The organism is Limnohabitans sp. Rim8, assembly GCF_943326455.1.
Lineage (GTDB): Bacteria > Pseudomonadota > Gammaproteobacteria > Burkholderiales > Burkholderiaceae_C > Limnohabitans_A.
The window spans coordinates 57,106-67,297 of sequence record NZ_CALPTI020000020.1 but is presented as its reverse complement, the minus strand read 5'-3'; the positions used below and the strand labels follow the sequence as shown (position 1 = coordinate 67,297).

Annotated in this window: 9 protein-coding genes and 1 tRNA gene; 6 read left to right on the top strand and 4 right to left on the bottom strand. The window is 61.2% G+C overall.

The features are described from left to right. The first annotated feature begins 153 nt into the window (after positions 1–153). From Q1M54_RS12810 to Q1M54_RS12795, 4 genes are read left to right on the top strand one after another with little or no spacing between them, the layout of a single operon-like run. Positions 154–1,323 (top strand): FAD-dependent monooxygenase, encoded by a 1,170-nt coding sequence (locus Q1M54_RS12810; protein ID WP_300557806.1) that lies wholly within the window; start codon positions 154–156, stop codon positions 1,321–1,323. Between the two features lie 49 nt (positions 1,324–1,372). After that, the gene (locus Q1M54_RS12805) at positions 1,373–2,098 is read left to right on the top strand and encodes a DsbC family protein (RefSeq protein WP_300557804.1); all 726 of its coding nucleotides are present in this window, start codon (positions 1,373–1,375) and stop codon (positions 2,096–2,098) included. After that, entirely contained in the window at positions 2,095–2,550 is a 456-nt protein-coding gene (locus Q1M54_RS12800; RefSeq protein WP_300557802.1) for a DUF3429 domain-containing protein, read from the top strand. The genes Q1M54_RS12805 and Q1M54_RS12800 overlap by 4 nt, the downstream gene beginning before the upstream one ends. Continuing rightward, positions 2,547–4,319, top strand: coding sequence for a peptidase M61 (locus tag Q1M54_RS12795; protein WP_300557800.1), 1,773 nt, complete (start codon positions 2,547–2,549; stop codon positions 4,317–4,319). Before Q1M54_RS12800 ends, Q1M54_RS12795 begins: the two co-directional genes overlap by 4 nt. A 29-nt stretch (positions 4,320–4,348) precedes the next feature. On the opposite strand, the gene Q1M54_RS12790 is transcribed toward Q1M54_RS12795, so the two are convergent. The 4 genes from Q1M54_RS12790 to Q1M54_RS12775 all read right to left on the bottom strand — a co-directional run bounded on the left by Q1M54_RS12790 (position 4,349) and on the right by Q1M54_RS12775 (position 8,280). Continuing rightward, entirely contained in the window at positions 4,349–4,987 is a 639-nt protein-coding gene (locus tag Q1M54_RS12790; RefSeq protein ID WP_300557798.1) for a Smr/MutS family protein, read from the bottom strand. Between the two features lie 61 nt (positions 4,988–5,048). Beyond that, a complete protein-coding gene (locus tag Q1M54_RS12785; protein WP_300557796.1) occupies positions 5,049–5,453 on the bottom strand; it encodes a group II truncated hemoglobin in 405 nt (134 codons plus the stop codon). Positions 5,454–5,498: 45 nt separating this feature from the next. Further along, on the bottom strand, positions 5,499–8,075 hold the full coding sequence (locus Q1M54_RS12780) for an FtsX-like permease family protein (RefSeq protein ID WP_300557794.1): 2,577 nt from the start codon (positions 8,073–8,075) through the stop codon (positions 5,499–5,501). Between the two features lie 128 nt (positions 8,076–8,203). Beyond that, positions 8,204–8,280 (bottom strand) — tRNA-Met (locus Q1M54_RS12775). An 84-nt stretch (positions 8,281–8,364) separates the two neighbouring features. Between Q1M54_RS12775 and Q1M54_RS12770 the strand changes: the two genes are divergently transcribed. After that, positions 8,365–9,186 (top strand): fumarylacetoacetate hydrolase family protein, encoded by an 822-nt coding sequence (locus Q1M54_RS12770; protein ID WP_300557792.1) that lies wholly within the window; start codon positions 8,365–8,367, stop codon positions 9,184–9,186. A gap of 3 nt (positions 9,187–9,189) precedes the next feature. After that, complete coding sequence (locus Q1M54_RS12765; RefSeq protein ID WP_300557790.1) at positions 9,190–10,185, top strand: asparaginase; 996 nt, start codon at positions 9,190–9,192, stop codon at positions 10,183–10,185. The last annotated feature ends 7 nt before the right edge of the window (positions 10,186–10,192 follow it).

Below are 10,192 nucleotides of genomic sequence, written 5' to 3'. Positions count from 1 at the left end.
TCGGGGAGAGATTCGAACATTGACCGTCGATTTTAACGGCTCGGCCCCAAGGCAGGGCAGCTGTCCCACACCCGTGACCCACACGCCTTTGAACCATCACCACCAAAGTCCCCGGCGGCCCAGCGCGTTGGGCCGCATCCTTACAATGCGCGCATGGCTTCTCCCCCTGACATTTGCATCCGTGGCGCCGGCATCGTGGGCCGCACTTTGGCCTTGTTGCTGGCCCGCGAACGGCTGAACGTGGCTTTGGTCGAATTTCCCCAGCCCAACACCGCCCCCGACGTGCGCGCCTATTCCCTCAATGGCGCAGCCAAGGCCTTGCTGCAAGACCTGCGTTGCTGGCCCGAGCCTCCCGCGGTGACGCCCGTGCACCAAATGCAGGTTTGGGGTGACCAAGGCGGGCAGCTGAGTTTTGGCGCCCAAGAACAAGGGGTGGGGCAACTCAATTGGATGGTGGACGTGCCCGCACTGGAAACGCTGTTGATGCAGGCCGTGCAGTTCCAGCCCCATATTCAAGTGGTGCAAGCCCCGGTGGCTGCACCGCTCACCGTCGTCTGCGAAGGCCGCACCAGCCAGACCCGCGCCGAACTGGGTGTGGGCTTTGACATCACCCACTACCCACAACACGCCGTGGCCACTCGTTTGCTGTGCGAACGGGCGCACGAAGGCATCGCCCGGCAATGGTTTGGCTGGTGCGCTGCACCAGGCCTGACCCAGCCACAAGCCGAAGTGTTGGCGCTGTTGCCCATGGGCGGCGAAGGCGGGCGCGAAGTCGCGCTGGTGTGGTCGGTGCACCCGCTGCGGGCCCAAGAACTGATGGCCATGTCGGCCAAAGACTTTGCGTTGACGTTGGCCACGGCATGCCAGAACAGCTTAGGAGGCATGCAACTGTCGGCCGAACGTGCCGTTTGGCCGCTGCAACTGGCACGCGCCGAACGCTGGATCGGCCCCATGCCCGGCGTGGTCAAACAATCTTTTGCATTGGCAGGCGACGCAGCCCACAGCCTGCATCCCTTGGCCGGGCAAGGCCTGAACATCGGCTTGGCCGATGTGGCCGAATTGGTCCGGGTGATCCATGCCAAAGAATTTTGGCGTCCCCTGCACGACCTGAAATTGCTGCGCCGCTACGAACGCGCACGCCAGGCAGACGTGCAAGCCATGGGCCTGGTGACCGATGGTCTTCAGCGCCTGTTTGCCCAGCCCGGCCCGGTCTGGCAGAACCTTCGCAATTGGGGCATGCGCGGCTTTGACCGCAGCGGTCCCTTGAAGCATTGGATGACGCGACGCGCGATGGGGCAAAGCGCTGACCGCGCCGACGGCTGAAGAGTCCGGTCAACCCAGTCCATTTCTTTTTTGAACCTGAAAGCCCCAGATGAAGTTTGCCCTTCCCAAGTTGGCCATGATGCTGGTCGCTGCTGCGCTGTCTTTGGGCAGCATGGCCAACGTCATGGCCCAAGAAGCCACGATTCGCAAAAACCTGAGCGAGCGCCTGTCCAATTTGCCCAAAATTGACGAGGTCAGCAAAACCCCCATGAACGGCTTGTTCGAAATCCGCATGGGCAACGAAGTGATGTACAGCGACGCCGAAGGCAACTTCCTGATCCAAGGTGCCCTGATCGACGTGCGACAACGGCGCAATTTGACCGAAGAGCGCGTAGACAAACTTTCTGCCATTGGTTTTGACCAACTGCCCCTCAAGGCCGCCATCACCCAAGTGCGTGGCAATGGCAAGCGCAAACTGGCGGTGTTTGCCGACCCCAACTGCGGCTTTTGCAAGCGCTTTGAAAAAGACTTGCAAAAACTGGACAACGTGACCATTTACCACTTTCTTTATCCCATCTTGGGCGAAGACTCGCGCACCAAATCCAACAACGTGTGGTGTGCCAAAGACAAGGCCAAGGTGTGGAATAACTGGATGATCGGCGGCACCACACCGCCCACCGCCAATTGCGACACCTCGGCCATTGACACCATCGTGGCCTTTGGCCAAAAGAACCGCATCACGGGCACGCCTTTGTTGTTGTTTGCCGATGGCACTCGGATCCCGGGCGCCGTGCCCATGGCCCAGGTCGAAAAAATTCTGAGTGACATCAAATGAACACGCCACACACCGAAGACGCCACCTGGCGATTGATCCGAAAAATGGGCTATGCCGGGCTGATCCCGTTTGTATTTTTGGGCTTGTGCCTGTGGCTGGTGGGGCCCGACTTGCACCCGTATGTGGCGCTGGCCATGCAAGGCTATGGCGCGGTGATCGTGTCATTTTTAGGCGGCATCCATTGGGGCGTGGGCTTTCGAAATGCACTGATCGTGCCCAATGCACCGCGCATCCACTTCACTTGGGGCGTTGCGCCTTCGCTGCTGGCCTGGGTGGGCGTGATGATGCCCGCCTTTGCCGGCTTGCCTCTGTTGGGTTTTGTGCTGATCGGTTGCTATGTGATGGACCGCCGCACTTGGCCTGCTGCGGGTCTGGCGCCTTGGCTGCCCATGCGCTTGCAGCTGACGACCGTGGCCTGCCTGAGTTGCTTCTTGGCAGCAGGTGCAACATGACCGCCCTCCACTACACCGTTGAAGCCGCCGACCTGCATGCGCATTTGTTCCGCATCAGCTTGACGATCGCCGAGCCACAAGCCACACAAACCGTGTCTCTGCCGGTGTGGATTCCGGGCAGTTATCTGGTGCGTGAGTTTTCTAAAAATCTGCAAAACCTGAGCGCCAAACAAGGCCGCCGTCCCGCCACCATCACCCAACGTGACAAATGCACCTGGGACATCGCCTGCAAGATAGGACAGCCTTTGGTGCTGAGTTACGAGGTGTATGCCTTTGACAATTCGGTGCGCACCGCTTGGCTGGACAGCCAGCGCGGATTTTTCAATGGCACCAGCGTGTGCCTGCGCGTGCATGGCCAAGAAGATGCGCCTCACCAACTGCTGCTGACTGCCGTCAAAAGTCAACCCGACTGGCAGGCCGCCACCGGCTTGGCAGCGGTCAAGACAGACAAAAAAGGCTTTGGTCTTTACCAAGCCCTGAACTACGACGAACTGGTCGACTGCCCGGTTGAGCTGGGTGCGTTTTGGAGCGGCAGTTTTGTGGCCTGTGGCGTGCCGCACCGCTTTGTGGTGGCTGGCGCCCTGCCCTCTTTCGACGGTGAGCGCCTGTTGGCCGACACCCAAAAAATCTGCGAAGCAGCCATCGCGTTTTGGCACGGATCGGGCAAGGCCGCGGGCAAAAAAGCACCCCATAAAAATTACCTGTTCATGCTGAACGCTGTGCATGACGGCTATGGCGGGCTGGAGCACCGCAACAGCACCGCACTGATTTGCAAACGCAGTGATTTACCCCGCCCCAACGGCCCCAAAACCAGCGAGGGCTACACCACCTTGCTGGGCCTGATCAGCCACGAGTATTTCCACACTTGGAACGTCAAGCAGCTGCGCCCCGATGCGTTTGCCCGGTACGACTACACCCAAGAAAACTTCACAAAGCTGCTGTGGTTCTTTGAGGGCTTCACCAGCTATTACGACGACATCTTGCTGCGCCGCGCGGGCCTGATCGACGACGGCACCTACCTGCAGTTGCTGGGCAAAGCCATCGCACAGGTGCAGCAAACGCCGGGCCGCCTTGTGCAAAGCGTGGCGCAAGCCAGCTTTGACGCCTGGGTCAAGTACTACCGCCAAGACGAAAACACGCCCAACGCCACAGTGAGTTACTACACCAAGGGCTCGCTGGTGGCACTGTGCCTCGATTTGACGCTGCGCCGCGAATTCAAGACCGAAGGGATCACGCTCGACACCGTGATGCGCGGTCTTTGGAAACGCTGCCAAGCTGGACCGATGCGCGAGCAAGACTTGCTGGACGAGTTGCAAGCCCTCACCGGCCGCAGCTGGCAAGCAGAAATTGAGGCTTGGGTGCACAGCACACAAGAACTGCCTTTGCGCGAGTTGCTTGAAGCGCAGGGCATCCAAATGGACGACGAGGCGGCACCCATGGCGCAGCGGCTGGGCCTGAGGGTGGGTGAAGGTGCAGGCAGCGTGCAGGTCAAAGCGGTGTTGCGCGGCAGCGCGGCCGAAACAGCAGGCCTGGCCGCTGGCGACGAATGGCTGGGCTTGGAGGTGGGTGCCAAAGGCCAAGGCGGCAGTTGGCGCCTGAGCAAACTTGATGAACTGCCCGCCTTGATGGGCCAAGAGCGCCAACTGACGGCCTGGGTCGCACGCGACAAGCGCATGCTGCGTCTGCGCTTGACGATCCCGGCGCTGCTGAGCCAATGGCGCTTGAACGTGCCCACCACCCGTGCGCCAGGCCAGTGGCCCAGTCTGTGAATCAGGCCTCAAGATCGGCCAAGCGCGCTTCAAACACCTGACTTGAGCAACACGACCAAAGCACCGGCGCCCCCCTCGGCAGGCTTGGCCTGAACAAAGGCCATGACTTGGTTTTTTTGCACCAACCAGCTGTGCACCTTGGACTTGAGCACCGGGGTTTTGCCAGGAGAGCCCAGTCCCTTGCCATGCACCACACGCAAACAGCGCAAACCCTGGCGGTGCGCCTGGCGGATGAACTCGGCCAATGCCATGCGCGCTTCATCGCTGCGTAAACCGTGCAGGTCGATCTCGCGCTGAATGGACCAGTCGCCCTTGCGCAATTTGTGGATCACGTCTCGCCCAATCCCCGGACGGCGAAAGCTCAGGGCGTCGTCGGTGTCGAGCAAGGTGCTGGCATCAAATTCGTCACTCAGGCAATCGCGCAGCACCGCTTCGTTGTCCAACTGGCGTTGGTGGGCAATGGGCGCCGGACTCGGCCCGGTCAAGCTGACTTGGTCGTGGTCAGGCAAACGTTGCACAGCGCCCACGGCACGGACAAACAAATGGCTTTCAGCCTCAAGCTGCTTGGCCGCCAGCGCACGCGCTTCGGCCAGCGCTTGCGCCTGCGCCTGGGCCTCGGCCAGTTGTTGCCGAACTTTTTTCAAGTCTTGCAGCGCATTGATTTTCACAAAAGGGCTCCGGGCTGTGCATTCAGGGGCTGGGGCAAAGCGCACTCACAGCCCGGGCGCGTCAAGCGCCTTGGTTGCGCATCCAATCGGCGGTTTTGAAAAAGCTGGCGTTCAAGCGCTCACGCAGCACGGTATCGACGTTGAGCTCGGTCATGGCCTGGTCCATGCAGGCGAGCCACTGGTCACGCTCGAGCACCCCAATGGAAAACGGCATGTGGCGCATGCGCAAACGCGGGTGGCCAAAACGCTCGGTGTAGTGCTCGGGCCCACCCAGCCAGCCGCACAAAAACCAAAACAGTTTGTCACGCGCGCCGTCCAGGGTGCTGCCATGGGCGTCACGCAGCGCTTTGAAGCCAGGCTCCATGTCCATCAGGTCATAAAAGCGATCGGCCAAGGCGCGCACAACGGCCTCGCCACCGATCCAGGCAAATGGCGTGTCGAACGGGGGCTTGTCTTCAATGTTCATAAAGCTCAATTGTGCAGTGTTGCAAAGGGCCCGGAGCCAACGGGATCACTGCGCAGCTTGGCGCAGTGTCTGAACCACTGGCTGGCGCAAAACGCCAGCCAAACTCAGGCTGCCTGCACCCCAAGCCAGCAAAGCCCCGGTCAGGCCACCCACCAGCGGAACCCACAAAGGAGCCTGCCAGGCGAACTCAAACGCATAACGCGCCAAAGCCCAGCCTACGGCCAAAGCCATGGCGCTGGCCATGAAGCCGGCCAAGCACCCAATGCCCAAGAGCTCGGTGCGCTGTACCTGGGCCAAAAGGCTGCGGCCTGCGCCCAGCGCCCGCATGATGGCGTACTCGCGCTCACGCGCTTGGCGGCTGGCACCCACGGCGGCCAAGAGCACCATCAGGCCTGCAGCCAAGGTGAAGGCAAACAAAAACTCCACCGCCCGGATGACCTGGTCCATCACCCGTTGCACCTGCGCCAGCGTGCTGCGCATGTCCACACTGGTGATGTTGGGAAACTCGTTGACCATGGCGTTTTCAAAATTAGGCACGCCTTGCGGTGACTGAAAAGCAGCCATGTAGGTCATGGGCAAATCCGGCATGCTGGAGACCGGGAACAGCATGAAGAAATTGGCCCGCATCGAGCCCCAGTCCACTTTGCGCAGCGAGGTCACGCGGGCCTCGTGGGCTTGCCCAGCGATGTCAAAACCCAAAAGATCGCCGAGCTTGACCCCCAGCGCTTTGGCGATGCCCTCTTCCACGCTCACACCACCCAACTCTTCGGATTGCCAGCGTCCTGCCACCAAGGGGTTGTGTGTGGGCAGCTCGGCGCTGTGCGAGAGGTTGATCTCGCGGTCCAAAAACCGCTTCCCGCGATCGGCTTCCAAATCATCTGGCCCCAGAACGCGGCCGTTGATGGCCACCAAACGACCCCGGATCATGGGGAACCAGTCGGGATTCTGGACGCCGGCATTTTTCAAGTGCGCCAAAAACGGCTCGGCCTGCTCAGGCTGCACGTTGATGACAAACCGGTCGGGCGCGTTCACCGGGGTGGCTTGGCGCCAACTGGCGATCAGGTCGGTGCGCAGCAGAACCAACAAAGCCAGCGCCAGCAAACCGACCGACAAAGCACTGACCTGCACCACGGCAAACACGGGCCGTGCCGCCACTTGGCGTGTGGCCAAGCGCAGCCAACGGGGGGCTGATTCGTCGGGTACCGAGCGGCGCAGCACCCACAAAGCCGCAGCAGCCAACGCGGCAAACACCACCAGCGCCAGCGCAAAACCGCCCACCGTGATCAATCCCAAGGTCAAGTTACGGCTGACCATGAGCAAAGTCATCGCAAAGCCGATCAAACCCATCGCCAAAACCAAGCCTGATTGCACCTGCACTTGGCCCAAGTCACGCCGGATCACGCGCAGCGGCGGCACCTTGGCCAACTGCAACACCGGTGGCAAGCCAAAGGCCACGAGCAAGGTCAAGCCCATGGCCAAACCCATCAGGGCGGGCTGCCAACTGGCGCTGGGCAAATTGGCCTCAACCAAGCCAGCCAACAAAAACACAAAGCCCAAATGCACGGCATAACCGGCCAACACCCCCAACACGCTGGCGACCACGCCCGCGCCCAAAAACTCCAGGCCATAACTCAAAGTAAGTGTGCGCTGGCTTTGACCCAAAACCCTCAGCAAAGCACATGCGTCGAGTTGGCGCTCGGCAAAACTGCGCGCCGCCAAAGCCACGGCCACAGCGCACAGCAAGGCCGCCAACAAAGCCACCAAATTCAAAAATTGCGAGGCACGGTCCAAGGTCTGTCGCATTTCAGGGCGACCGCTTTCAAGTGACTCGACTTTGACGCCACGCACCTCGGGCTTATCGACTTCTGCACGCGCCCAAGGCAAAAACTGACCCACAGCCGCATCACTGCCGGCCACCGCCATGCGCCAGCTCACACGGCTGGCCGGTTGCACCAAAGCGGTCGATGCCAAATCGGCCTGGTTCATCATCACGCGGGGTGCAAAAGCCATGAACCCGGCACCTCGGTCGGGCTCACGGGTGATGGTGGCGGCAATGCGCAGATTGCGGTTGCCCAGGCCCAACATGTCTCCGACCTGCACATTGAGCGCCTCGAGCAAAGCTGAGTCCACCCAGACCTCGCCCTCAATCGGAATGGTGGCCGCTGCTTGCCCTGCAATTTCTAAGCGACCGCGCAAGGGATAGCCGGACTCCACCGCTTTGAGGGCCACCAAGCGGGTGGCAGGTGGCGTGTCAGCTGAACCAAGTGTGGCCGATGCGGCAGAAGATACAGAAGGGTTGCTGGTGTTCGGCCCGCTGATGGCTCGCGCCATGGTGGGAAAGCTCACATTGGTGTTGGTTTGCAAGCCCACCGCTTGGGCTTGGCGCACAAAAGCCTCCGGGGTGCGCTGGTCGCTCACCACCACCGCATCGCCACCCAAGAGCTGCCGGGCATCGCGCCACAGACCCGACTGCATGCGATCGGCCAAAAACCCCACCGCCGTCAAAGCCGCCACGGCCAGCGCCACCGACAGCATCAACAGGCGCAACTCGCCCGCACGCAAGTCTCGCCACAGCTGACGTATACCCAGCTTCAAACCATGCGTCCAAGATTGCTTGTTCATGTATTGACCTTAACGCAGAGGGGAAGGTTTAGCAGGGCAAAGGACTTGCGCACTCATTGTGGGCAGGTGAAAGTGCGGGGGCAGAAAACCAAAAAGCCCGCAGTCGTTGAACTGCAGGCTTTGAAATTTGGTGGTGATAGGTGGATTTGAACCACCGACATCAGCATTATGAATGCTGCGCTCTAACCAACTGAGCTATATCACCGTGATTGATGGCCATGGCCATTTAGCCCGAAATTATACACGCAATCCTGTGCGCAAACCCGGCGGATGCGCTCACAATTAAGCCATGAACGATCACACCTCTTTGACCTGCGAAAAAGCTTCCGAGTCTGCACGCCAGATCTGGGCCCATTGGCAATCGGGCCAAGTGCTGAGCAGTTTGCCCGAGACCTGTCGCCCAGTCACGGTTTTGCAAGGCTATGCCGCACAAGCCCAACTGCCCGCCGTGTCTGGCCGCCAAGTGGTGGGCTGGAAAATTGCCGCCACCAGCGCCAACGGCCAAGCGCACATCAACGTGAGCGGCCCGATGGCTGGGCGCTTGTTGTCTGGCCAGGTGTTTGAAAGCGGCTCCACCGTGCCCTCTGCGGGCAACCGCATGCGAGTGGCCGAGCCGGAATTTGCCTTTGTGATGGCACGAGACCTGCCACCGCAAGCTGAACCCTATACCCAACAGCAAGTCATGGCTGCCGTAGCCCGTTTGCACCCGGCCCTGGAAGTGCCAGACTCGCGGATGAACCCGTTCACCGCCGCAGGCGAGGCACAACTGTTGGCCGACAACGCGTGTGCGCGACACTTTGTGCTGGGCCCGGCCGCGCCCAATGTGTGGCGAGATCTGGACTTGAGCACCTACCCGGTGCAGGCCCAAGTCCAACATGGCAGCCAACTGAAGTACACCCGCGACGGTACCGGCGGCAACGTGCTGGGCGACCCGCGCATCGCCCTGACCTGGCTGGCCAACCAGCTGTCGAGCCTGGGCATCACACTGCAAAAGGGTCATGTGGTGACCACTGGCACCTGCATGGTGCCACTTGAACTGCAGCCTGGCGACAGCGCCAGCGCCGACTTCGGCGTGTTGGGCCGTGTCGACATGATTTTTTCGGAGACGTGAACCATGACAAAACTTAAATTGGCTCTGATCGGCACGGGCGGCACCATCGCAGGCGCTGCCAGCGCTGCATCGGTCAGCACCGACTACAAACCCGCCAGCCTGAGCCTGGCCGCTGTCGTTGACACCGTGCCAGAACTGGGTCAACGCTATGACGTGGAGGTCTCGCAACCCCTTCAGCTGGCCAGTTATGACGTGCGGCCCGAGCATTGGCTCGATCTGCATGCGGCCGTGATGCAAGCCGTGAACAACCCCGCTGTGGCGGGCATCGTGGTCACGCACGGCACCGACACGCTGGAAGAAACCGCCACCTTTTTGCACCTGAGCGTGGACAGTGACAAACCCATCGTGGTGGTGGGGGCCATGCGCCCGGCCACCGCTTATTCGGCCGATGGTCCGGCCAATTTGCTGGACGCCTGCAGTGTGGCGGCCTGCCCCGGTGCGCGTGGGCGCGGCACCCTCGTGGTCATGAACGGGCGCATCCACTCTGGCCTGTGGGTGGGCAAACGCCATGTGAGCAGTGTGGAAGCTTTTGACAGCCCACTGGCCGGTGCGGTGGGCGAGGTGGCTGACCAGACGGTGCAATGGTTTCGCGCAGCCGGGCGTGCGCCCACAGTGGCTTGGAAAACACCATCGACATGGCAGCGTGTGGACATTGCGGTGGCTTATGCCGGCGTGGACGAGACCGCGATGCGGGCCTTTGTGGCTGCTGGAGCGCGGGGCATTGTGCATGCCGGTTTGGGCAATGCCAACACGCCCACGGCCTACCGTGCTTTCATGCAGTCTTTGCCCGCGCAAGGCGTGCTGGTGGCACGCTGCGCCCGCTTCATCACCGGCAGCGTGACACGGGCCAGCGTGTACGCCGATGCGCAGCATGGCATCTTGACCGCAGGACCCCTGCCACCGCACAAGGTGCGCATCGTCATGTTGTTGGGTCTGGCGCACGGCATGGACGGGCCCGCCATTCAAGACTGGATCGACCAGATTTTGTTGGCAGGCTAAAGGCCCG